We start from the raw sequence: 22,174 nt of genomic DNA, 5'->3' as shown, positions 1-22,174 counted from the left end.
GGCTCCTTCCGATCCCCTGCGCCCCTCGGCCGGGCGGGACGCCGATCGCGTCCTGTCCGGCCGCCGTCATTCAGGGGTTCGGGTTCGTCGCCTTGCCGTCGAGCCAGAGGGTGTTCGACGGGTCGGAGTGGGCGGTGCCGGTGCCGACGTGCTTGTCGCTGATCTGCGGGCCTTTGGTGATGACGTGGACGAGCGCCATCGCGTGCCCGCGGCCGAGGCCGTAGTCGGCGGCGAGCCATTCGACGATCGGGGTCGCTTTCGTGCTTTCGCCGAAGCCCTTCTCGTGCGCGATATCGAGGAACTGCCGCGGCGTGAGGCCGGTCTTGGCCTCGATGTTGTCGAGATATGCCTGGAATGTCATGAACCGGATCCAATCAGTCGCTGGTGGGGATGTCGAGCACGCCGGGTTCGTCCTGCCACTCCTGGATGATGCGGTCCGACGCGTGGATGCACAGCATGCGCAGGCGGCCGCTGCCCGAGTTCTTGAATTGGTGCCAGGCGCCCGCAGGGGCCGTGGCCGTGTCGCCGGCGACGGCGTCCAATGTCTCACCGTCGATCGTGATGCGGGCCTCGCCCTCGAGCAGCACCCAGGTCTCGGCGTAGGGGTGGCGATGGATGTCGGGACCCAGCCCGGGCTCGGTGTCGACGAAGAAGTACGACACGGCGGCGCCGTGCTCGGCGCCGATGAATCGGCGGAGGCGACCCGTGCCGACGACCAGGTCGGCGGCGGAGACGATCGCCGGGATGGTGGTATTCATGAGGTGCTCTGTCCTTTCTGCGGGGTGTGGCACCAGCCTCCTCGCCGCCCTGCGAGCGCCCTATAGTTTCGATGTGGATCGAAAGTTCGTCGACTTCCAGCTCGCACCGGGCGACCTGACCGCGATCCGGTTCGGCGTCTCGCCGGGTCACGAGCTGTGCCACGCCGTGCGCACGCTGCTCCGACCCGACGAGTACCCGCTGCAGTGGGGATGGATGCGGACGGCCCGCAGCACGATCCCGCGCGACGACTTCGAGGTGCTCGCGCTGCTGATCCGCGACGAGGGGTATTTCCCCGACTTCTTCACGACAACGCCGACGTGGGAGCTCACGCCGGAGGCCGAGGCCGAGCGGCTGCGCGACATCGACGACGAGCGCTTCCGCGTCGACATGACCAAGGTGCTGGTACGCACCGAGGGTGCCCGCCAGGCCGCCGTGCAGAGCATGCTGGATCACCCCGACCGCGCCCGCGCGATGATCGCCGAGGCATGGCTGTCGGTGTGGAACACGGGCATCGCTCCGGTCTGGACCCAGCTCGAGCGGCTGCTGCGGGCAGACATCGCCGTGCGCTCCCGCCGCATCGCCGAGAGCGGCATCGGCGCCATGATCCAGACGCTGCACGACCGCGTGGAATGGCACGACGGCGCGGTGCGCGTCGCGATGCGGATCTGGAGCGAGGTCGTCGACTGCCGGGGAAGCGGGCTGGTGCTCGTGCCGTCGGTCATGGGCGCGACCGGATGCTTCGTGCTCACCGAGCCGCCGGCGCAGCCGACGCTGTTCTACCCGGCGCAGGGGGTCACCGCGAGCTGGGCGCGCGACCCCGCCGACGTGACGTCGGCGCTCGGCGCGCTGCTGGGACCCGCGCGCGCCCGCATCCTGCTCGACGCCCACGAGCCGCGGACCACCTCCCAGGTGGCGCGGGACACCGCGCTCGCGATCTCGACCGCGTCGCACCACCTCACCGTGCTGCGCGACGCGGGCCTGCTCGCAAGCACGCGGGACGGCGCCCGCGTGCTGCACCGCCGCACCCCGCTCGGCGAGGCGATGGTCGGCGCCGTGCTCTGACACCGCAGCCAGGCCCCGTTCAGGTGGTCCCCGGTAGACTGACGGGGCCATCCTCGATGTGCATCTACCTGCCTGCGGCCTTCTCTCGCTGCGGACAAGGCGGCACGCAATGCCGCCGTTGCGGCCGGAAAGCCCCGAACCACGATGCACACGACCCTCACCCACGCGCGACCGCGCCCTGCTGACACCGCCCGACGCCCCAGCCTCATCCGCGAAGCCGGCTACGCGTACTTCCCCGTCGCACTGATCGCACGCCTGCCGTTCGCGATGATGGTGGTCGGCATCCTCACGCTCGTCGTGTCGGCGCGTGGATCGCTCGCTCTGGGCGGCGTGACCAGTGCGATGACCGGTCTCGGCACGGCCCTCGTCGGCCCGCTCCTGGGCGCTGCCGCCGACCGCTTCGGCCAGCGCCGGGTGCTGCTGATCGCCGGCGTGGTCAACAGCGTTCTGCTGGGCGCGTTCGCGTGGCTCGCTTTCGCACCGGTCGGAGATGTCGCCCTCCTGGCGGTCGCGTTCTTCATCGGCGCCTCGATGCCCCAGGTCGCGCCGCTCTCGCGGAGCCGCCTCGTCGGCCTCATCGCACGGGCGTACCCGGCGGAGCGCCGCACGTCGACGGTCAACGGCGCGATGGCGTACGAATCCGCGGCGGACGAGATCGTCTTCGTCTTCGGCCCGGTCATCGTCGGCCTGCTGGCGACCACGCTCAACCCCGCGGCACCCGTGATCGGCGCCGCCGTACTCGGCCTGGTCTTCGTGACCGCGTTCGCCTTGCACCCGACCGCCGCGAAGGCCGCGGCATCCGTCGACGGCGTCCGTCCCCAGCAGGCGCCGCTGCGCGAGCTCTTCCGCGCGCGTGTGCTCGCACCCGTCGTCGGCGCGCTGGGCATGGGGCTCTTCTTCGGCGCGATGCTGACCTCGCTCACCGCGTTCATGGCCGAGCGCGGCGTGCCGGAGCAGGCGGGACTCGTCTACGGCGCGATGGGCATCGGATCCGCCGCGCTCGCCCTCGGCGTCGCGCTGTTCCCGGCCGGCTTCACGCTGCGGGCTCGATGGCTGACGTTCGCCGGCATCCTCGTCGCGGGCGCGGTCTCGCTGCCCTTCGTCGGCACGGTCGGCGCGATGGCGATCTGCCTGCTCGTCATCGGCGTGGGCATCGGCCCGACGCTCGTGACCCAGTACAGCCTGGCGGCCGCCTTCAGCCCCCGTGGTCGCTCAGCGACCGTCATGACGATGCTCGGCTCGGCGGTCGTCGTCGGCCAGTCCGGGGCATCCGCCGTCACCGGCCTCGTCGCCGACGCCGCGGGGGCGGGGACCGCCCTCGGCGCACCGCTGCTCGCCGCCACCGTCGTACTCGGTGCGGGTGTGTGGAACGCGGTCGCCTCGCGTCACTGAGCGCGAGGCATCCCGGCGGACAGCAGTGTCCGCGGTCCGCCGTGTTGTGAACGCGCTCATCCGCTCGGGTGACCATGACGGCTTCGATGACGGACGGGCCACTGCTATGTGATCCCTCACTTTCGGCCGCGATTCGCGGATTCTCGCGGTTCGGCAACCCTGGCTTCTGCCCGCGTTACGCAAATGTTACCGCTCACATCTTGCGCGAACCCGGAATGTGAAGGCTAACATTCAGGCGGACGGGCGGCACGAGTGCGGCCCGCGGCACAGTGATACCGGCGTCGATGCCGGACCCGAACGAGGAGGTTTTGGGAATGAAGAACAGGATTCTCGCCGGTGCAGCGCTTCTGGGAGCGTTGGCACTGGTGGCCACAGGCTGCGCGAGCTCGGGCAACGGCGCAGGGGGCGACGGCGGCGACGAACTCGTGACGGTCGGCTTCGCGCAGACCGGTTCCGAGTCGGGCTGGCGGAGCGCCAACACCGAGTCGATGAAGGAGGCGTTCTCCGAGGACAACGGCTTCGAGCTCATCTTCAACGCCGCCGACAACGACCCGGCGGCGCAGATCGCGGCGGTCCGCGACTTCATCAGCCGGGGCGTCGACGCGATCGTCATCGCCCCGATCGTGGAGGACGGGTGGGACGACGTGCTCCAGGAGGCGTCGGATGCCGGCATCCCGGTCGTGCTGGAAGACCGCACGGTCACCTCATCCGACGATCTGTACGCGAGCTGGGTCGGGCTCGACTTCAAGAAGGAGGGCGTGACCGCCGGCGAGTGGGCGGCCGAGAACTTCGGCGATACCCCGACGAAGATGGTCGTGCTCGAGGGCACCACGGGCTCCGCGCCCGCGAACGACCGTGCCGAGGGCTTCGACGAGGGGATCGAGGGCACGGCGATCGAGACGATCGACTCGCAGACCGGCGACTTCACGCGCGACGGCGGCAAGACGGTCATGGAGGGCTTCCTCCAGAAGTACGGCGTGGACGGCATCGACCTGCTCTATGCGCACAACGACGACATGGCGCTCGGCGCGATCGAGGCGATCGAGGCAGCCGGCGGCGTTCCCGGAGAGGACATCAAGATCGTCTCGATCGACGCGGTGCATGACGGCATGCAGGCCCTCGTCGACGGCAAGATCAACTTCATCGTGGAGTGCAACCCGCTGCTCGGCGAGCTCGCCGCCGGCCTCGTGACCGACGTGCTCGACGGCAACGACGTCGAGAAGGAGAACTACCTCGAGGACCAGTCCTTCACGCAGGAGCAGGCCGCCGAGGTCATCGACTCCCGCGCGTACTGATCCCCGTCCCCGCGTTCGTCGGGGATCGACTGAAGCCGATCCCCGACGGACGTCGGACTCGACACGAAAGCACGGATCGCATGACCGTCAACGAAGACACCCCCGCCGTCGCGATGCGGGGCATCACCATCAGCTTCCCCGGCGTCCTCGCCCTCGACCACGTCGACTTCACGCTCCGCCGCGGTGAGGTCCACTCCCTCATGGGGGAGAACGGCGCCGGCAAGTCGACTCTCATCAAGGCGCTGACCGGCGTGTACAAGATCGACCGCGGCACCATCGAGGTCGACGGTGAGGAGCGGATCTTCGCCGCCACCGCCGACGCGCAGGCGGCCGGGATCTCCACCGTCTACCAGGAGGTCAACCTGTGCTCCAACCTCTCGGTCGGCGAGAACGTGATGCTCGGGCACGAGCCGCGCGGCCGGGCGGGCATCGACTGGAAGGCGGTCCACCGGCTCGCCGCCGAGCACCTTGCAGGCCTCGGCCTCTCCATCGACACGCGCTCTATCCTCTCCAGCCACTCGATCGCGATCCAGCAGCTCGTGGCCATCAGCCGTGCCATGGTGCTGGACGCGAAGGTGCTCATCCTCGACGAGCCGACCTCCAGCCTCGACCGCGGTGAGGTCGAACGCCTGTTCGCGGTGATCCGGGAGCTCCGCGACCAGGGCGTCGCGATCCTGTTCGTCAGCCATTTCCTCGAGCAGGTCTACGAGATCTCCGACCGCATCACCGTGCTGCGCAACGGCCGGCTCGTCGGCGAGCACCTCGCCGTCGATCTGCCGCGCGACAGCCTCGTGAGCCAGATGATCGGGCGCGAGCTCGACGAGCTCGCGGCCATCTCGCGCACGGCCGATCGCGTCATCGACCGGACCGCGGCGCCGGTGCTGCGCGCCACCGGCGTCGGACGGCGAGGGATGCTGGAGCCCGCCGACCTGGACATCTACGAGGGCGAGGTCGTCGGCCTCGCCGGACTCCTCGGCTCTGGCCGCACCGAACTGGTGCGACTGCTGTACGGCGCCGACAAGGCCGACTCGGGAACGGTCGAGATCGGCGGTCGGCCGGCACGGCTCACGTCGCCCCGACACGCGATCGACCACCGCATCGCGTTCTCCTCCGAGGACCGCCGCGCCGAGGGGATCATCGCCGACCTGACGGTCGCCGAGAACATCGTGCTCGGCATCCAGGCGAAGCGGGGATGGATGCGGCCCGTGCGCCGTGCGGAACGCGACCAGGTGGTCTCGGAGTACATCTCGGCACTCGGTGTGCGACCGGCTGACCCGGACATGCTGGTGCGCAATCTGTCGGGCGGCAACCAGCAGAAGGTGCTTCTCGCCCGCTGGCTGGCGACCGCGCCGCAGCTGATCATCCTCGACGAGCCCACCCGCGGCATCGACGTCGGGGCGAAGGCCGACATCCAGCGCAAGGTCGCCGAGCTCTCGGCGCAGGGCCTGTCTGTCGTATTCATCTCATCGGAGCTCGAAGAAGTGCTTCGATTGGCACAGCGAGTCGTCGTCATGCGCGATCGACGCCGCATCGGCGAGCTCGACTCCAGCACCGTCGACCTCGACCTGCTCATCGACTACATCGCCAATGAGGGCGAGGGGAGCGCAGCGTGAAGAAGCTCGTCACACACCGGCTGTTCTGGCCGGTCATGGCCCTGCTCGCACTGATCGTGGTCAACACGATCGCGCGACCGCAGTTCATCAGCATCACCGTGCGCGACGGCCAGCTGTACGGCGCGCTGATCGACATCCTCCGCAACAGCGCTCCGCTCATGCTGGTGGCCCTCGGGATGACGATCGTCATCGCCACCCGGGGCATCGACCTCTCGGTCGGAGCCATCATGGCCGTCTCGGGGGCAGTCGCACTGACGATCATCGATACCTCCGGCGATCCCGGCAGCGGCGCCACCGTGGCGGTCGCGCTCCTGGTCGGCATCCTCGTGGCCCTCGTCCTGGGCGTCTGGAACGGCTTCCTCATCGCCGTGCTGGGCATCCAGCCGATCATCGCGACCCTCGTGCTCATGCTCGCCGGCCGCGGCGTGGCGCTGCTCATCACCGACGGTTTCATCACCACGGTCACCAGCGCGCCCTACAAGTTCATCGCGACCGGGTACGTCATCGGGCTCCCGTTCGCGCTGTTCATCTCGGTGGCGGCGATCGTCGTGATCTCACTGCTGGAGCGGCGCACCGCGCTCGGCGTGCTGACGGAGTCCGTCGGCATCAACCCCGAGGCGAGCCGTCTGGCGGGCGTCCGCGCTCGCGGCATCGTCTTCGGCGCCTACGCCGCGAGCGGCGTGCTGGCCGGCATGGCGGGCGTCCTCTACAGCTCGAACATCATGGCGGCCGACGCCAATGCCGCGGGGCTGTACATCGAGCTCTATGCGATCCTCGCCGTCGTGCTCGGCGGCACGTCGTTGATGGGCGGCAAGTTCACGATCGCCGGAACGGTCGTCGGCGTCCTGACGATCCAGACGCTCGAATCCACCATCCTGTTCCTCGGCGTGCCTTCTGCGCAGGCACCCGTGTTCTTCGCGGCGGTCGTGGTCGTGGTCGTCCTCGTCCAGTCGCCGCGGCTTCACCGACTCGCCCGCGGGCTGTTCGCCTCACGCCGCCCGGACGGCGGCGGTCCGAGCACGCCCGCACCCACACCCCCGACAACGACGGAGCCGACGAAGGCGGAGGCGGTCCGATGACCACGACGACTCAGACCGAGGCGGGGCGTCCGACGCTCGCCGACCGCTACGCGACCTTCATGAGCCGCCATTCGTCGCTCATGCCGACGTTCGCGGCCATCGTGATCCTGATCGTGCTCCTGGTGGGCGCGCAGTTCGCCTTCGGCAACTTCATCACGCCGCGCAACATGTCGGCGCTGCTGCTGAACAACGCCTACCTGCTCATCCTCGCCGTCGGTCTCACGTTCGTCATCCTGACGGGCGGCATCGATCTTTCGGTCGGCTCGGTCATGGCGTTCACCGGCATCCTCTGCGCGAAGCTGCTGGCGGACGGCCTTCCGGCGATCGTGGCCATACCGCTCATGCTGCTCGGCGGCGCAGCCATCGGCCTGCTGATCGGCGTGCTCGTGCATTACTTCGATGTGCAGCCGTTCATCGCATCGCTGGCGGGCCTGTTCCTGGCACGCGGCCTCGCCTTCGTCGTCAGCCTCTCGTCCATCCGCGTCGAAGACCCCGCGGTGCTCTGGCTGCAGCGCACCCGGCTCACGGTGGGCGACTGGTACCTGACGCCCACCGGCATCCTGGCCCTCCTCATCGTGGCGATCGGCGTCTTCGTGACGCAGTGGACGCGATTCGGACGCACGATCTACGCCATCGGCGGCAACGAGCAGTCGGCGCGGCTGATGGGCCTGCCGGTCGCTCGGACGAAGATCCTCGTCTACGTCATCAGCGGCGTGTGCGGCGGTCTCGCCGGCCTCGTCCTCACGGCCTACTCCGGCGCAGGATATCCCCTCAACGGCGTCGGCACCGAGCTGGACGCGATCGCGGCGGTCGTGATCGGCGGCACGCTCCTGACGGGCGGGTCCGGCTACGTGATCGGCTCGATGATCGGCGTGCTCGTGTACGGCGTGATCAAGACCATCATCGCGTTCATGGGTGCGGAGCAGTCGTGGACCCGCATCATCATCGGCGGGCTGCTGCTGGTCTTCATCGTCGTGCAGCGCTTCATCGTCACCCGGTCGGACCGTCGCAGATGACCCGAGTGCCATGAGCGGACCCGTTCGCGTCTCGCGACATAATGGCGGGATGGACGAGCGGCGTCCGCTCATGGAACTCACCGGGGCGACGGTAAGGTTCGGCGCGGAGACCGCGCTCGACGACGTGCGCTTCCGCGTGTTCCCGGGCGAGGTGCACTCCCTCATGGGAGAGAACGGCGCCGGCAAGTCGACGCTCATCAAAGCCCTCACCGGGGCGCTGCACCTGGATGCCGGGCGCATCGAACTCGATGGGGATGCCGTCCGCTTCGCCACGCCGGCCGATGCGCTGCGGGCGGGGGTCAGCACGGTCTACCAGGAGATCGACCTGCTGCCGAATCTCACGGTGGCCGAGAACATCTGCCTCGGTCGCGAACCGCGCCGGTTCGGCACCATCCACTGGTCGGCGATGCGCGAGCGCGCCGCGGGGGTGCTGTCGGGGCTCGGGCTGACGATCGATCCGGCGTCGATGCTGGGAAGCCACTCGCTCGCCGTCCAGCAGCTCGTCGCCATCGCCCGCGCGATCTCGATCGACGTGCGGGTGCTGGTGCTCGACGAGCCCACGTCGAGCCTCGACATCGACGAGGTGGCCGAGCTCTTCCGTGTGATCCGCGACCTCAAGGAGCGCGGCGTCGCCATCATCTTCATCTCCCACTTCCTCGACCAGGTCTACGAGATCGCCGACCGCATCACCGTCCTCCGCGGCGGCAGGCTCGTCGGCGAGTACGTGCCCACGGAGCTGCTGCGGATCGATCTCGTCGAGAAGATGCTCGGGCGCAGCCTCTCCGACCTCGGCACACGCGACCGCGTCGACGCCGCGCCGGAGGAGGCATCCGCTCTCCTCACCGCGGAAGGGGTGACGGTCGCTCCCGGCATCGCCGAGGCCGACCTCGACCTGCACGAGGGCGAGGTGCTCGGGCTCGCGGGGCTCCTCGGCTCGGGACGCACGGAACTGGCCCGCGCCATCACCGGCGCCGACCGGCTGGACGCCGGGATCATCACGATCAGCGGCCGACGCGTGGACCCGCGCAGCCCTCGCGAGGCCATCGCGTTCGGCGTCGTCTATTCATCGGAGAACCGGCGCACCGAGGGCATCATCAGCGAGCTGAGCGTGCAGGACAACATCACGCTCGCGCTGCAGGCCGAGCGAGGCGTGTTCCGGCGCATCCGGGATCAGCGGCGCCGGGAGCTGGCGATGAGCTGGATCGAGGCGCTCGACATCCGGCCGGCCGATCCGGACCGTCCCGCGGGCACACTGTCGGGCGGCAATCAGCAGAAGGTGCTGCTGGCACGCCTGCTCGCACTGTCCCCGCGCGTGCTCGTCCTCGATGAGCCGACGCGGGGCATCGACGTCGGCGCCAAGGTCGAGATCCAGAACCTCGTGGGAGAGCTCGCCGACAACGGGCTGTCGGTGGTCTTCATCTCGGCGGAGCTCGAGGAGGTGCTGCGCGTGGCGAGCCGCGTCGCGATCCTCCGCGGGGGCCGCGTCGTCGACACCCTCCCCTCCGAGACGCTCACCGTCGAGTCGCTCATGGCGCTCGTGGCACAGGCCGACGACGCCGACGACGACGACGAGGCGGCGCGATGACCGACGACAAGCCGGCGCGGTCCGCGAACATCTTCGACGTGGCCCGGCTCGCGGGCGTCTCCCACCAGACGGTCTCGCGGGTGCTCAACGACCTGCCCAACGTCCGCCCCGCCACCCGCGCACGCGTGGAGCAGGCGATCGCGCAGCTGCGGTACAGCCCCTCCCCCGCCGCACGGGCTCTCGTCACGCGCCGCACCCGCACCATCGGGCTCGTCGCACCAGGTGTGTCGGACTACGGCCCGACCTCGGTCGCGACCGCCTTCAACTTCGCCGCACGGGCCGAGCGCTACAGCGTCGAGACGGTGAGCGCTCTCGACCCCGACCCGGCCGCCGTGCGATCGGTGATCGAGTCGCTGCTCCGGCAGCGGGTCGACGCGATCGTGCTGATCGTGGTGGATGTCGGTGTGCTCGAGGTCGTGCGAGGCCTGGACCTCAGCATCCCGGTGGTGGCCGCTGCCGCCACCGCCCGGCGCAGTCCGCTGATCGTCTCGATCGACCAGTACCGCGGTGCGCGCTCGGCGGTGCGGCACCTGGCCGAGCTCGGCCACACGCGGATCCTCCACCTTGCCGGGCCGCAGCGCGCCCCCGACGCCCTCGAACGCATCCGCGGGTGGCGCGACGAGCTGGCCTCCCACCGCCTCGAAGTCGTCGAGCCGCGACACGGCGACTGGTCGGCCGCGAGCGGCTACCGGCTCGGCGCCGACCTCGACATCTCGTCCGGCACCGCCGTGTTCGCCTCGAACGACCACATGTCGATCGGCCTGCTGTCGGCGCTGCGCGAGCGCGGGCTGCGGGTGCCGGAGGACATCAGCGTGGTCGGCTTCGACGACGTGCCCGAGGCCGGCTACCTCTACCCCGCACTCACCACCGTGCGCCAGGACTTCGCGAGCCTCGGCGAGCTGATGATGCAGAAGGTGCTCATCGCGGTCGAAGAGCCTGACAGCGTGACCGAGGACACGCCCCTGCCCACGCATCTGATCGTCCGCAGCTCGACCCGCCCGCAGGCGGCGGCATCTCCGCGAGCACCGGCAGCGGCCGACAGCGCCCCGCCCTCGGTGGGAACCGCGGCAGCGCCCTAGGGCCTGGCGTCCGCGAGCAGCCGCCTGATCTCGGCCATCGCCTGCTCGGACTGCACGAGCAGCGCCCGCAGCCGCTCGGCCGTCACCTCCCCGTCGATGGCAGCCCCGGATGCCGCGGGCTCAACGATCGCCGCCGGCTCGGGCACCGCCGCCGGCTCGGGAATCGCCGGAGTCTCAGAGACAGGCAGCGTCGACCCGCCGGCGTCGCCGTCGGCCGCGCTCCCCGCCCCGGCCGCCACACCGGCGCCGACGGCACCCGCCGCGGCCCCGGCGGCGACGCCGTGCGCCGCGTGCCGCGCGAGCGAGGGCTGGTCGGCGTCGGCATCGGTCGGAGCGGCCGGTTCGTCGGTCGCGGCGGCGGCATCGGCATCCGTCTCCGCCGCCTCCGCTCCGCCCCTGCCCGGACCGAGGAACAGGTTCGCCAGGTACCCGGTGAACGTTCCGAAGATGCCGACGCCGACGACGATGATGAGCGTGCCGATGAGCCGACCGGCATTGGTCACCGGGAATCGGTCGCCGTAGCCGACCGTCGAGATCGTGACGAGGGTGTACCAGAGCGCGTCGGAGGCGGAGGTGATGTTGGCGCCGTCGGCGTTCTCTTCGACAGCGAGGATCGTGATGCTGCCGAACTGCAGCACGAGGACGCCCATCAGGAGCAAGGTCATCAGCGCGCTGTTGGCGCGGTCATGGGTGAGCGTCGCCCAGACCGTCCGCGGGCCCAGCTCGCGCAGGAGCCGGAACACCCGCAGCAGCCGGAACAGGCGCAGGATCTTGAACTGCGGGAACGGCAGGCTGGCGAGGAGGTCGGCCCAGCCGAACCCGCGGAAGAAGTAGCGCCCCGGCGAGGGCGCGGTCGAGATCCGATAGATGAAGTCGCCGAGGAAGATGGCGCTGAACAGCGCGTTCATGACCGACAGCACGAGTTCGAGCGCCGAGTCGCCCGCGATGACGTAGACGAACACCAGGTTCACGATCGACAGGATCGACAGCGCGCCGATGAAGATCTCGTACGCGGTGTTCTTCAGCTCGGCGCGCGCCGCAGCTCGCGCACGTGCGCGCTCGCGGGATCGCTCGCGGATCTCGGAGAGGGAACGGGCCATGTCGGCTCCTCGGATCAGGCCACGCCGGACACACTCCGGCTGCGGCCCCCATTGTCCTCGCCCCGATGCCCGCGGCGCGACCGGCGCTTTCGCCCGGAACGCTGTCGGGCAGCCCGAACGCGGGCGGGCTCAGTCGACGACGGTCGCGCGCTCCCCCGCCTCGACGCGCACGGGGAGACGGTTGTTCGCCGGAGGCAGCGGGCACACGTAGTGGTCGCTGAAGGCGCACGGCGGCAGGTAGGCGTTGTTGAAGTCGACCGTGACCGACCCGTCGGCGGCCGGCGCGTCGATCTCGAGGAAGCGGAAGCGGTACGCGTCGACGTTGCTCGTCGCGTCCGCGATCACGGCGCTCAGCCCCTCGGCAGGATCGCCGGTGACCGTGAGCTCGACCGGCGCACCGTCCACCTCGAGCGCGATCGTGCCGACCGCGGGCTCTTCCCGCTCGTACCCGTCGACACTCCGGATGACGTTGATCTGGCCCTCGGCCGCCGGGCGGAACACACCCGTGATCGCCCACGCGTCGTCGTGAGGGAACGACAGGATGCCGCGCAGCCGCGTGCGTCCGGGTGTCTCAGGGTCGAAGACCCGCAGCGCGGGCGCACCCTCGCGGCTGATGGCCTTCAGGCGCAGGCGTCCGACGTCGAAGTGCTCCCCCGGCGCGAGCACGATCTCGTCGGCTGCCGCATCCGGTGCGTCCGCGCGCAGCCCACTGCCGACCACCCGTCCGTCCACCGCGCGCCAGAGTCCCGGGGCGACGTCGTACGCGCGCGCCTCGCCGTCGAGCCAATGCGTGTGCCGGAGCGCGGCGACGCCGTGGTCGGACGATACGGCGCGCCAGCGCGCGTCGGTGACGGTCTCGGGGGTGCTCGCGGGGAGGGTCATGCAGGTCCTTCGTCCGGGGAGGCGGTGGGTTCGCCCTTCCATCAGAACACGGCGCGGGCACACGCATTCCCCGTGGCGATCGGGCGCCGTCATCCGATGTCATCTGCGTACCTTGCAGTTCTAGGTAACTTGTACTTCTATGTACATAGGACTTCTACGCATGGAGGACGATGTGAAGATCGGCAAAGACCTCGTCGCCGCCGCGGCGACGCCGATGGTGCTCGGCATCCTCGCCGACGGCGAGTCGTACGGCTACGCGATCCTGCAGCGCGTCGGCGAGCTCTCGGGCGGCGAGCTGGAATGGAGCGACGGCATGCTCTATCCGCTGCTGCACCGGCTCGAGCGCCTCGGGCACGTGGAGTCCTCGTGGGGCGCATCCCCCAGCGGTCGCCCGCGCAAGCACTATCGCCTCAGCAGCAGCGGCCGCGCGGCGTTCGCCGAGCAGCGGCAGCAATGGGCCGTGGTCAGCCGTGCGCTGCAGCGCGTGTGGTCGGAGCGCGACGGCGGCACGGACTTCGCCGGCACCCCGGCGTTCGGAGGTGCGTGAGATGGCGGATCACCTCGAACCCCGCATCGAAGACCAGATCTCGGCGTGGCGGGCGTACGTCTCGCGCCCCGAGGCGATCGACGGGCGCGACGTCGACGAGCTCGAAGACCATCTGCGCGGGCAGATCGACCGGCTCGCGGCATCCGGTCTCGACGCCGATGAGTCCTTCCTCGTCGCCGTGAAGCGGCTCGGCGGCCTCGACGACCTGTCGCGCGAGTTCGCCCGCGAGCACTCCGACCGGCTGTGGAAGCAGCTCATGATCCCCGGCGAGTCCCGCGCGCCGCGCACCGGCGGGCTCGTACTCGCCGTCGGGCTGGCGGTCGCCGCGGCCCTGGCGATCAAGATCCCGGCCCTGTTCGGCATCCGTTTCGGTGAAGACGGCGACTTCTACGCGCGCTTCGCCGCGCTGCTCGTGCTGCCGTTCCTCGCGACGTACTTCCTGGTGCGTCGCAGGGCGTCGGTGCCCACGATCGCGATGGTCGGCGTGCCGTTCGCGATCGCCGCCGTCGTGATGGCGGTCTATCCCTTCGCTCCGGACGGCGCGACGCTCGTGCTGGCGGCCACCCACGTCGCCGTTGCGCTCTGGATCGTGACCGGCATCGCCTACGTCGACGGCCGGGTGCGATCGAGTCGTTCGCGCATGGACTTCATCAGGTTCACTGGCGAATGGCTGGTGTACCTCGCCCTCATCGCCCTCGGCGGCGGCGTGCTCGTCGCTCTCACGATGGGCGTGTTCTCGGCGATCAGCCTCGACGCGGAGTGGTTCGTCGAGGAGTTCATGGTGCCGTGCGGCGTCGCGGGCGCGGTCGTGATCTCCGCATGGCTGGTCGAGGCGAAGCAGAGCGTGATCGAGAACATCGCGCCGGTGCTGACGAAACTGTTCACACCGCTGTTCACCCTGCTGCTGCTCGCCTTCATCGTCGCCGGGTTCCTGCAGGGAAGCCTCGTCGACGGCGGCGAGACCGAGGCGTTCGGTCAGCGCGACCTGCTGATCCTCTTCGACATCGTGCTCGTGGTCGTCGTGGGACTGCTGCTGTACGCGTTGTCGGCCCGCGAGCCGCTCGCCCCGCCGTCGTTGTTCGACCGGCTGCAGCTGGTCATGGTCGTGGCGGCGCTCGTCGTCGACATCATGGTGCTCGTGGCGATGATCGGCCGCATCGCGGAATGGGGGGCGAGTCCCAACAAGCTCGCCTCGCTCGGACTCAATGTGATCCTGTTCGCGAACCTCGCCGGCGCGGCCTGGCTGCAGCTGCGCTTCACGATGCGCCGCGCTCCGTTCGAGCGGCTGGAGCGGTGGCAGACCGGCTTCCTCCCGGTCTACCTGGCGTGGGCGTCGATCGTCGTCGTGGCGTTCCCGCCGCTGTTCGCGTTCGCGTAGACCACGCCGGGGCCTGGCCGGGCCGCGATGGCCTCGAGCAGCACCTCGTCCCAGCGGGCGAGGAACGCCGGCAGGCCGTAGTGCGCCAGGGCGTGCTCACGCGCCCGCGCGCCCACCTCCGCAGCCCACTCCGGCTCCTCCAGGAAGGCGCGAGCAGCTCGGCGCAGGTCGTCGATGTCCGTCGAGACGACCCCTGTGCCCGCTGCCACGGCCCGCACGGCCTCGGTCGTCGCGAGCGCGACCACCGGCATCCCGAGATGCATCGCCTCGATCAGCGACAGCCCGAGCGAGGTCCACCGGAACGGATGCAGATACACGCGGCGCCGGGCGAGCTCGGCGTGCAGTCGCTGCGGCGCCAGGCTCTCCACCCCGACGATCGCAGGATCGTCGTCGAACGCGTCCGCGAGCCGGCCGGCGTCGATGCCGAACACGTCGAGCGGCGCCTCGCGGGTGAACGCGGGCAGCAGGTCGGTTCCGGTGGCACGCCACCGCCGCACCGGCTCGTTCACGACGACGCCGATCCGGGCCAGCTCTCCGGAGTAGAGCGGACCCGGATCGGGCACGCCGTGCTCGACCACCGTCGTCGGCGCCACGCCGTTGTCCCAGAACAGCCGGTTGAAGTGCGTGACATGGACGATCGGGATGTCGCGCTGGTCGGCGAGCGGATGCCGCGTGGTGAACGCCGCCGGACCGGGCGTGTTGTGCTCGAGATAGACCGCCGGCAGATCACGGCCGGGTACCCGGCCCGTCAGCGTCTCGACCAGCTCGATCTCTTCCGGGCGCTGCAGGACCACGGCGTCGATGTGTTCGGCGCGCAGGGCGTCGAAGGCGACGGCGCGGGCTCGTTGCCATCCCCAGCCGCTGACGCCGTCGTCCTCGCCGGGACGGACGTCGCGCACCGGCAGGAGGTACTCGTGCTCACCGCGGACGAAGGCGTCGGTGTAGCCGCCGTGGATCGGCCACAGGAGGATGCGCACGTCGGCTGCCTAGTAGTCCTCGGGCGCGAGGTCGCCCTGCCCTGCGTCCCCGAGCTCCGCGATTTCCGGGCTGAAGCCCTGGGTATCGGGCTGCAGCGCCGCCGACGGCAGATCCTCACGCGGCACATCGTCGCCGTCGGAGGGCAGATGCGCCGGGTCGTCACCGGTCGCCGTCTCGACGTCCGGGTCCTCGCCGGCGTCGAGCGCGGTCGTGCGATCCCACTCGGCCTGCGCGGGGTCGCGGGTGGGGTCGGGTTCGATCGACGTGTCGCGGTCGCGGAGCGGCTGCACGCCGACCTGCTCCCCGACCTGGCCGTCGGGTGCCGGCGGAATGTCGGCGGGAAGGCTGTCGGACATCGGGTTCTCCTCTCCTCGAGCGGGATTCAGACGCGCGGCGGGTCAGACCTCGCGGGTGGACCCGCCGTGGATCTCGCCGCGCCAGCCGCCCGTCTCACGGCCGCGCTCCTCGATGAACTCCTTGAAGCGCTCGAGGTCCTTCTTCGCGGCCCGCTCGTCGATGCCGAGCGCGGCGCCGGCCTTCTCCGTGAAGGACTCGGGCACCCAGGTCATCTCGAGGGAGACCCGAGTGCCGTCGCCCGCCGGCACGAAGCTGACACGGCCGGTGTGGAGCTTCTCACCGTGGCTCGCCCACGAGATGTGGTCGTCGGGCACCTGATCGGTGATGGTGGCGTCGAACTCGCGCTCCACTCCCCCGATGTTCACGATCCAGTGGGTGCGCTGGTCGTCGAGCTGGTCGATGCGCTCCACCGCGGACATGAAGCGCGGGAACTCCTCGAACTGGGTCCACTGGTCGTAGACGGCCCGGATCGGGGCATCCACGTCGATCTCTGCTGTCACAATGCTGGTCGCCATGACGGCTCCTTTCACTGGAACAGCCACCGTACGAAACCGAGCGGTGCCGGGGCACGGGGTTGACTCCGCGAAAGGCCGCGGGTAATGCCCGCCTCGAGCATCGGTGAGCGTCAGCGCACGCGGAACACCCGGATGCAGACGTGCCCGGGCTCGGGCCGCGCGTAGCCGACGAACTGCGCCTCGGTGAGCCAGCGGTGCGCCTCGGCACCGGTCTGGAACACGAAGGCGGTGCGGTAGTACAGCTCGTCCTCACCGACGTCCTCGCCGGCGTAGAGGCGCCGCTCGACGTCTTCGCCGGCGTGCCAGTAGCCGCGGTTGACGACGTCGACGGCCGCGCCGTCGTCTGCCTCGATCAGGTAGCGCGCGTCGAGCTGCGTGGTCGCGCCCCGCGTCACCCACCAGTCGGCGCCGACCCCCAGCACGCGTCCGTTCAGCCGCGGCCCTACGACGGTGCCGCCGACGATGGGCGTCACGTTGAGATCCTCGGATGCCGTGCGCCCGACGCGGATCGGCTCGGACACCGCGACCCTCAGCTCGAACACGAACTCGAGCCCGGGCTCGAGGGCGCTCATGCGACGGCTCCGGCGACACGTGCCTCGACGGGGGTCAGCCCGCCCAGTGCCGCCTCGACATCGCGTGCCGCCGCGAGGGAGATGTGGTCGGCGTTCCGTGGCCCGATGAGCTGCACGCCCGTCGGCAGACCGTCCTCATCCAGCCCGGTAGGGACGGCGACCGAGGGCAGCCCGAGGAAGTTGACCGTCACCAGCAGCCGGTGGTCGCGCCAGAGCTCCGTGGTCGCCGCCGGGCCCGACAGGTCGTAGCCGATCTCTGGCATGCGCCGCGCCGAGACCGGGCCGAGCACGATCGGGTACTCGGCCTGGAACCTCTCCCACGCGGCCGCGATGACCGCGCGCTGCGCCCAGGCGCCGCCATAGGCCTCGCCCGACACGAGCACCTCCGTCTCCTCGGCGTTGTCGAGGAAGTACCGCGTGGAGCCGTGCGACAGCGGCACAGGGAGCGCGCCGGGGAGGAAGGCGCCGACCATCTCGGTGGTCGAGATCCGACGCCACAGCGTCGCCGCCTCCTCGATCAGGGGCGGTTCGACGTCGTCGACGGTCCATCCGGCCTCGGCGAGCGCGGCGGCGGCGCGGTCGACCGCGGCGGCGACCTGCGGGTCCACGCCCCAGCCGAGCGGGTCGCGCACGACGGCGACCCGCCGGCGGCCGTCGTACGAAGCCGGATGCGGCAGCGTGAGGGCCGCCGGATCGCTGCCGTCGGCGCCGTGCATGATCGTGAAGGCCGCGTCGAGGTCGTCGACGCGCCGGGCGATCGGCCCGTTCACGGCGAAGAACTGCAGTGACAGCGACACCGGCTCGGTGATGTCGGCCATCGGCGCCGGGATGCGGCCGGCCGACGGGCGCAGCGCGCAGACGCCCGCGGCGTACGCGGGCAGCCGGAGCGAGCCGCCGTAGTCGTTGCCGAGGCCGAGTGGCGTCATGCCGGTCGCCACCGCGACCGCGTCGCCGCCGCTCGAGCCGCCGGGCACGCGGAAGGGGTCCCACGGGTTGAGCGTGCGGCCGAACAGGTCGTTGTCGGTGTCCCAGCGCAGGCCCCAGTCGGGCATGTTGCCGCGGCCGATGGGGATCGCGCCCGCCTCGAGCAGGCGGCGGACCATCGTGGCGTCCTTGGCGGGGACCGCCTCCGCCATGAAGGGCCAGCCGCTGGTGCTCGCCGACCACGTCAGGTCGATGTTCTCCTTGACGGTGAACGGCACGCCCGCGAGGGGTCCGACGGTCTCGCCGGCGTCGAGCGCCGTGTCGATCGCGTCGGCGAGGGAGCGCGCCCGCTCGTGGAACACGACGGTGAGCGCGTTCACGATGGGATTCATCGCGTCGATGCGATCCAGGTGGGCGTCGATCACCGCGCGCGCGGTCGTCGAACGCGAGCGCACGGCATCCGCGATCTCGCGCATGCTGAGCTGCCACAGGTCTCGGTCGGTCATCTCTCTCCTCGGGACGTAGGGATGTGGGTGGTCGCGGTCGCGACCGTCGGCAGGGCGGACGTGCGCGCCGGAAGCCGGCGCCGAGGCACCCACCCCGCCCGCGGTATCGAATCGAGCAGGGTGCGCGTGTACTCGGCGTGCGGGCGGTCGAGGACGTCGGCGATCGGCCCCTGCTCGACGACCGCGCCGGACTTCATGACCACGACGTGGTCGCAGAGGCGCCGGACGGTCGTCAGATCGTGCGAGATCATCAGCAGCGCCACGCCGGTGGTGCGACGGATGCCGTCGAGCAGCGTCAGGATCTCGACCTGAGTCGTGACGTCCAGGGCCGAGACCGCCTCGTCGAGCACCAGGATCTCGGGCTCGGCCGCGAGCGCCCGTGCGATCGCGACGCGCTGCCGCTGGCCGCCGGACAGCGAACGCGGTCGCTGCGCCGCGAGCGCGGGTGCGAGCATCACGGCGGCCATGAGCTCGTCGACGCGGGCATCGAGCTCGGCGCGTCCGATGCCGCGCCGATGCACCGCGACCGCCTCCGACAGGCACTGCCCTACGGTCTGGCGGGGGTCGAGCGATTGGTAGGGATCCTGGAACACCATCTGCGCGATCCGCGCCCGGGCCCGCCGATCGGCCGCATGCCGGGCCGGCCGGGTCCAGTCGGCGCCCTTGACGGTGACCGACCCGGCATCCGCCGTCTCGAGACCGCAGATGATCCGAGCGGTCGTCGACTTGCCCGACCCCGACTCGCCGACGATGCCGAGCGAACCGCCGCGAGCGAGCGTGAAGCCGATGTCGTCGACCGCCACGAACTCCTCGCGGCCGCCGCGCGGCGAGCGCACCTGGAAGGTCTTGCGCAGCCCGTCGACCGAGAGCACCGGCTCGTCGGCCTCGACGCGGTCCGCGATCAGGTCGCCGGGCAGGGTCGCCGACAGCAGGCGCTGCGTGTACGAATCCGCGGCATCCTTCCGCATCGTCGCCGCACGAAGGGTCTCGACGGTGCGCCCGTGCTGCATCACCGCGACGCGGTCGCAGACCGCACCGGCCAGCGCCAGGTCGTGCGTGATGAACAGCAGGGCGAGGTCGCGGTGGCGGCGGAGGTCGGCGATCACCGCCATCACCTCCTCCTGCGTGGTGACGTCGAGTGCCGTCGTGATCTCGTCGGCGAGGAGGAGCGGCGGGTCCATGGCCAGGGTCGCCGCGATCATCACGCGCTGCAGCAGGCCGCCCGACAGGTCGCCGGGCCGCTGCCGCATCCGGCGGGCGGGGTCCGGGATGCCGACCTCGGCGAGCAGGTCCTGCGCGCGCCGGTCGGCGGCATCCGGCTTCTCCCCCGCGACGGAGACGAGCGCCTCTGTCATGAAGTCGCCGATCGTCCGCAGCGGGTTGAGGTGCGCCCGCGGGGTCTGGAACACCATGCCCAGGCGTCGCGCCCGGATGTCGCGCAGGCGCCGGGCGGGGAGCGTCGAGATGTCCTCGCCGTCGATGCGGATCGTGCCGCCCACGGTGAAGCCCTCCGGAAGGAGCCCGGCCACGGCACGCACCGACAGCGTCTTGCCCGACCCCGACTCGCCGACGAGACCCAGCGCCTCGCCGGCGCGCACCTGCAGCGTGCAGTCGTGCACGAGCGTGCGCGGTTGCTGAGCCTGGCGACGCACGTCGGGCGCCGGCGCGGCGATCGACACCTGATCCAGTTCGAGGACGAGAGCGGTCATCGGTCGGCTCCTTCGGCCCAGGTGGTGACGCGCGCCCCGAGGATGTTCACCGCGAGCACCGTGACGACCACGAGCGCGGCGGGGAACATCGACTGCTCGGGGGCGCCGACGAGCAGCGACGGCTGCCCCGCGGCGATCATCACACCCCAATCGGATGCCGGCGGCTGGGCGCCGAGCCCGAGGAACGAGATCGCGGCCAGGTCGAGCATCGCGTACCCGAAGCCCACCGTCGACTGCGCGAGCACGGCCGGCAGGAGCGCGGGGACGAGGTGGCGGAAGCAGATCGCGAACGATCCGACGCCCTGGATGCGCAGCGCCGCGATATACGGCTTCGAGAGCTCCTGCCGTGCCGAGGCGCGGACCAGCCGCGAAACGATCGGCAGGTACGCGATCGACAGCGCCACGACGGGGGCGATGAGCCCCTTGCCGAACATCGACACCGCGAGCACGGCCAGCACGAGGCCCGGGATGGCGAAGATGACCTCGATGAGCCGAGAGCTCACGCCGTCCACCCATCCGCCGAACCACGCCGACACGATGGCGAGCAGCGTGCCCAGCAGCGAGGAGGCCAGCACGACGAGGATCGGTCCGAAGACGCTCGGGCGGGCGCCGACGAGGACGCGGGACAGGATGTCGCGGCCGAGGTCGTCCGTGCCCATCCAGTGCGCGGGGGACGGCGGACCCGCCACCGGTCCGGCATAGAGCTGGTTCGGGTCGTACGGGGCGAGCAGCGGACCGAACAGCGCCATCGCCAGGATGCCGATCATCACGATGCCGGCAGCGATCAGCAGCGGATCGCGCACGGCCAGGCGACGGGCGAAGGTCGGGACGCGGCCGCCGGCGAGCTGAGCGACGCTCATGCGTTCCTCCTCGGCTTGACGGAATCGGGGTCGATCACGGCGATCGCGATATCGGCCGCCGCGTTGAAGACGACGAACAGGATCACGAGCAGCAGCGAGATCACCTGCACGACCGGCAGGTCCTTGCGGGCGGCGGCCTCCGTCAGCAGCGAGCCGAGCCCGCCGAGACCGAACGCCTGCTCGGCGATCGCGGATGCGGCGAAGAGCCCTGCGACGGTGGCGCCGGAGATCGCGAGGATCTGCGGCGAGGCGTTGAGGAACACGTGATGGCGGAAGATCCTGGCGCGTGGGATGCCGCGCACGCGGGCCGTGTCGACGTGCTCGGAGTGCAGCTGCCCCACCACGGCACCGCGCGTGATCCTACTCAGGTACGCGATGTACAGCACCGAGAGCGAGATCGCGGGCAGGGTCAGGTGGTAGAGGTTGTCGAGGAATCCTTCGCCGGCGCCGTACACCGGGAACCAGCCCAGCACGCGGCCGAACACCCAGATCAGCAGGATCGCGACGACGAACGTGGGCAGTGCGACGCCGAACGAGGTGGCGACCAGCACGGCGCGGTCGGTTCTCCGGCCGCGCGTGGCCGCCAGGATGCCGGAGCCGATGCCGAAGACGGCGATCAGCACGAGCGTGTACAGCACGAGCAGCAGCGTGATCCCGAAGCGCGGCGCGATGAGCTCGGCCACCGGTGTCTTGTACACGAAGGATGTGCCGAGGTCGCCGCTGAGCACGCCGGTGATCCAGTAGAAGTACTGCACCCACACCGGCTGGTCGAGGTGGTACTCCGCCTTGATGGCCGCGATCATCTCCGGCGTCGGCCGCACACCCCCGGCGAGCGCGACGACCGGGTCGCCGGGGGTGAGCAGGACGGCGGAGAAGATGACGATGCTCGACAGGAACAGGGTGAGCAGCAGCCCTCCGAGCTTGCCCAGCAGCTGCCGGGCCACGCTGGCGTTCATCGTCGTCCCT

Annotated in this window: 22 protein-coding genes; 10 read left to right on the top strand and 12 right to left on the bottom strand. The window is 70.6% G+C overall.

Annotated features, from left to right (window positions below; all coding sequences use genetic code 11):
- Positions 1–70: 70 nt before the first annotated feature.
- Entirely contained in the window at positions 71–361 is a 291-nt protein-coding gene (locus B2K11_RS10240; RefSeq protein WP_163618181.1) for a DUF4287 domain-containing protein, read from the bottom strand.
- A gap of 13 nt (positions 362–374) precedes the next feature.
- Positions 375–758, bottom strand: a complete 384-nt coding sequence (locus B2K11_RS10235) for a cupin domain-containing protein (RefSeq protein ID WP_163618180.1) — start codon at positions 756–758, stop codon at positions 375–377.
- 73 nt (positions 759–831) lie between these two features.
- Between B2K11_RS10235 and B2K11_RS10230 the strand changes: the two genes are divergently transcribed.
- The 8 genes from B2K11_RS10230 to B2K11_RS10195 all read left to right on the top strand — a co-directional run bounded on the left by B2K11_RS10230 (position 832) and on the right by B2K11_RS10195 (position 10,880).
- Positions 832–1,821 (top strand): DUF5937 family protein, encoded by a 990-nt coding sequence (locus B2K11_RS10230; RefSeq protein ID WP_163618179.1) that lies wholly within the window; start codon positions 832–834, stop codon positions 1,819–1,821.
- Between the two features lie 144 nt (positions 1,822–1,965).
- Complete coding sequence (locus B2K11_RS10225; RefSeq protein ID WP_163618178.1) at positions 1,966–3,213, top strand: MFS transporter; 1,248 nt, start codon at positions 1,966–1,968, stop codon at positions 3,211–3,213.
- A 314-nt stretch (positions 3,214–3,527) separates the two neighbouring features.
- The gene (locus B2K11_RS10220; protein ID WP_163618177.1) at positions 3,528–4,508 is read left to right on the top strand and encodes an ABC transporter substrate-binding protein; all 981 of its coding nucleotides are present in this window, start codon (positions 3,528–3,530) and stop codon (positions 4,506–4,508) included.
- 80 nt (positions 4,509–4,588) lie between these two features.
- On the top strand, positions 4,589–6,121 hold the full coding sequence (locus tag B2K11_RS10215; protein ID WP_163618176.1) for a sugar ABC transporter ATP-binding protein: 1,533 nt from the start codon (positions 4,589–4,591) through the stop codon (positions 6,119–6,121).
- Entirely contained in the window at positions 6,118–7,200 is a 1,083-nt protein-coding gene (locus B2K11_RS10210; protein WP_163618175.1) for an ABC transporter permease, read from the top strand. The genes B2K11_RS10215 and B2K11_RS10210 overlap by 4 nt, the downstream gene beginning before the upstream one ends.
- On the top strand, positions 7,197–8,216 hold the full coding sequence (locus B2K11_RS10205; RefSeq protein WP_163618174.1) for a sugar ABC transporter permease YjfF: 1,020 nt from the start codon (positions 7,197–7,199) through the stop codon (positions 8,214–8,216). The genes B2K11_RS10210 and B2K11_RS10205 overlap by 4 nt, the downstream gene beginning before the upstream one ends.
- Positions 8,217–8,265: 49 nt before the next feature.
- Complete coding sequence (locus B2K11_RS10200; protein ID WP_163618173.1) at positions 8,266–9,801, top strand: sugar ABC transporter ATP-binding protein; 1,536 nt, start codon at positions 8,266–8,268, stop codon at positions 9,799–9,801.
- On the top strand, positions 9,798–10,880 hold the full coding sequence (locus B2K11_RS10195) for a LacI family DNA-binding transcriptional regulator (RefSeq protein WP_163618172.1): 1,083 nt from the start codon (positions 9,798–9,800) through the stop codon (positions 10,878–10,880). Before B2K11_RS10200 ends, B2K11_RS10195 begins: the two co-directional genes overlap by 4 nt.
- Here B2K11_RS10195 and B2K11_RS20455 read toward each other — a convergent pair.
- Entirely contained in the window at positions 10,877–11,980 is a 1,104-nt protein-coding gene (locus B2K11_RS20455) for a potassium channel family protein (protein WP_204260078.1), read from the bottom strand. The genes B2K11_RS10195 and B2K11_RS20455 overlap by 4 nt on opposite strands.
- A gap of 129 nt (positions 11,981–12,109) precedes the next feature.
- A complete protein-coding gene (locus tag B2K11_RS10185) occupies positions 12,110–12,862 on the bottom strand; it encodes a DUF1684 domain-containing protein (RefSeq protein ID WP_163618171.1) in 753 nt (250 codons plus the stop codon).
- Between the two features lie 172 nt (positions 12,863–13,034).
- On the opposite strand from B2K11_RS10185, the gene B2K11_RS10180 reads away from it, so the two are divergent.
- Positions 13,035–13,409 carry a helix-turn-helix transcriptional regulator gene (locus B2K11_RS10180; protein ID WP_163618380.1) on the top strand — a complete coding sequence of 125 codons (375 nt, stop codon included), beginning with the start codon at positions 13,035–13,037 and terminating at the stop codon, positions 13,407–13,409.
- A 1-nt stretch (position 13,410) separates the two neighbouring features.
- A complete protein-coding gene (locus B2K11_RS10175; protein WP_163618170.1) occupies positions 13,411–14,787 on the top strand; it encodes a permease prefix domain 1-containing protein in 1,377 nt (458 codons plus the stop codon).
- Here B2K11_RS10175 and B2K11_RS10170 read toward each other — a convergent pair.
- The 8 genes from B2K11_RS10170 to B2K11_RS10135 all read right to left on the bottom strand — a co-directional run bounded on the left by B2K11_RS10170 (position 14,727) and on the right by B2K11_RS10135 (position 22,164).
- Complete coding sequence (locus tag B2K11_RS10170) at positions 14,727–15,764, bottom strand: glycosyltransferase (RefSeq protein ID WP_163618169.1); 1,038 nt, start codon at positions 15,762–15,764, stop codon at positions 14,727–14,729. The genes B2K11_RS10175 and B2K11_RS10170 overlap by 61 nt on opposite strands.
- Positions 15,765–15,773: 9 nt before the next feature.
- A complete protein-coding gene (locus B2K11_RS10165) occupies positions 15,774–16,121 on the bottom strand; it encodes a sugar ABC transporter ATPase (RefSeq protein WP_163618168.1) in 348 nt (115 codons plus the stop codon).
- 42 nt (positions 16,122–16,163) lie between these two features.
- Positions 16,164–16,637, bottom strand: coding sequence for an SRPBCC family protein (locus tag B2K11_RS10160; RefSeq protein WP_163618167.1), 474 nt, complete (start codon positions 16,635–16,637; stop codon positions 16,164–16,166).
- A 110-nt stretch (positions 16,638–16,747) separates the two neighbouring features.
- Positions 16,748–17,209, bottom strand: coding sequence for a DUF3237 domain-containing protein (locus B2K11_RS10155; RefSeq protein ID WP_163618166.1), 462 nt, complete (start codon positions 17,207–17,209; stop codon positions 16,748–16,750).
- The gene (locus B2K11_RS10150) at positions 17,206–18,639 is read right to left on the bottom strand and encodes an amidase (RefSeq protein WP_163618165.1); all 1,434 of its coding nucleotides are present in this window, start codon (positions 18,637–18,639) and stop codon (positions 17,206–17,208) included. Before B2K11_RS10150 ends, B2K11_RS10155 begins: the two co-directional genes overlap by 4 nt.
- Positions 18,636–20,348 (bottom strand): ABC transporter ATP-binding protein, encoded by a 1,713-nt coding sequence (locus tag B2K11_RS10145; RefSeq protein WP_163618164.1) that lies wholly within the window; start codon positions 20,346–20,348, stop codon positions 18,636–18,638. The genes B2K11_RS10150 and B2K11_RS10145 overlap by 4 nt, the downstream gene beginning before the upstream one ends.
- Positions 20,345–21,208, bottom strand: a complete 864-nt coding sequence (locus tag B2K11_RS10140; RefSeq protein WP_163618163.1) for an ABC transporter permease — start codon at positions 21,206–21,208, stop codon at positions 20,345–20,347. The genes B2K11_RS10145 and B2K11_RS10140 overlap by 4 nt, the downstream gene beginning before the upstream one ends.
- A complete protein-coding gene (locus B2K11_RS10135; protein WP_163618162.1) occupies positions 21,205–22,164 on the bottom strand; it encodes an ABC transporter permease in 960 nt (319 codons plus the stop codon). The genes B2K11_RS10140 and B2K11_RS10135 overlap by 4 nt, the downstream gene beginning before the upstream one ends.
- Between the last annotated feature and the right edge of the window lie 10 nt (positions 22,165–22,174).

It is taken from the genome of Microbacterium sp. B35-30 (genome assembly GCF_010634855.1).
Taxonomy (GTDB): Bacteria; Actinomycetota; Actinomycetes; order Actinomycetales; family Microbacteriaceae; genus Microbacterium.
Note: the sequence above shows the minus strand (reverse complement) of the source record. Positions and strands in the feature narration are given on the sequence as shown.

Coding starts and splice junctions, on each gene's coding strand:
- B2K11_RS10205 (WP_163618174.1), top strand. CDS start 7,197: ATGACCACGACGACTCAGACCGAGGCGGGGCGTCCGACGCTCGCCGAC.
- B2K11_RS10145 (WP_163618164.1), bottom strand. CDS start 20,348: ATGACCGCTCTCGTCCTCGAACTGGATCAGGTGTCGATCGCCGCGCCG.
- B2K11_RS10240 (WP_163618181.1), bottom strand. CDS start 361: ATGACATTCCAGGCATATCTCGACAACATCGAGGCCAAGACCGGCCTC.
- B2K11_RS10155 (WP_163618166.1), bottom strand. CDS start 17,209: ATGAGCGCCCTCGAGCCCGGGCTCGAGTTCGTGTTCGAGCTGAGGGTC.
- B2K11_RS10150 (WP_163618165.1), bottom strand. CDS start 18,639: ATGACCGACCGAGACCTGTGGCAGCTCAGCATGCGCGAGATCGCGGAT.
- B2K11_RS10135 (WP_163618162.1), bottom strand. CDS start 22,164: ATGAACGCCAGCGTGGCCCGGCAGCTGCTGGGCAAGCTCGGAGGGCTG.
- B2K11_RS10160 (WP_163618167.1), bottom strand. CDS start 16,637: ATGGCGACCAGCATTGTGACAGCAGAGATCGACGTGGATGCCCCGATC.
- B2K11_RS10140 (WP_163618163.1), bottom strand. CDS start 21,208: ATGAGCGTCGCTCAGCTCGCCGGCGGCCGCGTCCCGACCTTCGCCCGT.
- B2K11_RS20455 (WP_204260078.1), bottom strand. CDS start 11,980: ATGGCCCGTTCCCTCTCCGAGATCCGCGAGCGATCCCGCGAGCGCGCA.
- B2K11_RS10220 (WP_163618177.1), top strand. CDS start 3,528: ATGAAGAACAGGATTCTCGCCGGTGCAGCGCTTCTGGGAGCGTTGGCA.
- B2K11_RS10200 (WP_163618173.1), top strand. CDS start 8,266: ATGGACGAGCGGCGTCCGCTCATGGAACTCACCGGGGCGACGGTAAGG.
- B2K11_RS10215 (WP_163618176.1), top strand. CDS start 4,589: ATGACCGTCAACGAAGACACCCCCGCCGTCGCGATGCGGGGCATCACC.
- B2K11_RS10225 (WP_163618178.1), top strand. CDS start 1,966: ATGCACACGACCCTCACCCACGCGCGACCGCGCCCTGCTGACACCGCC.
- B2K11_RS10235 (WP_163618180.1), bottom strand. CDS start 758: ATGAATACCACCATCCCGGCGATCGTCTCCGCCGCCGACCTGGTCGTC.
- B2K11_RS10195 (WP_163618172.1), top strand. CDS start 9,798: ATGACCGACGACAAGCCGGCGCGGTCCGCGAACATCTTCGACGTGGCC.
- B2K11_RS10185 (WP_163618171.1), bottom strand. CDS start 12,862: ATGACCCTCCCCGCGAGCACCCCCGAGACCGTCACCGACGCGCGCTGG.
- B2K11_RS10165 (WP_163618168.1), bottom strand. CDS start 16,121: ATGTCCGACAGCCTTCCCGCCGACATTCCGCCGGCACCCGACGGCCAG.
- B2K11_RS10175 (WP_163618170.1), top strand. CDS start 13,411: ATGGCGGATCACCTCGAACCCCGCATCGAAGACCAGATCTCGGCGTGG.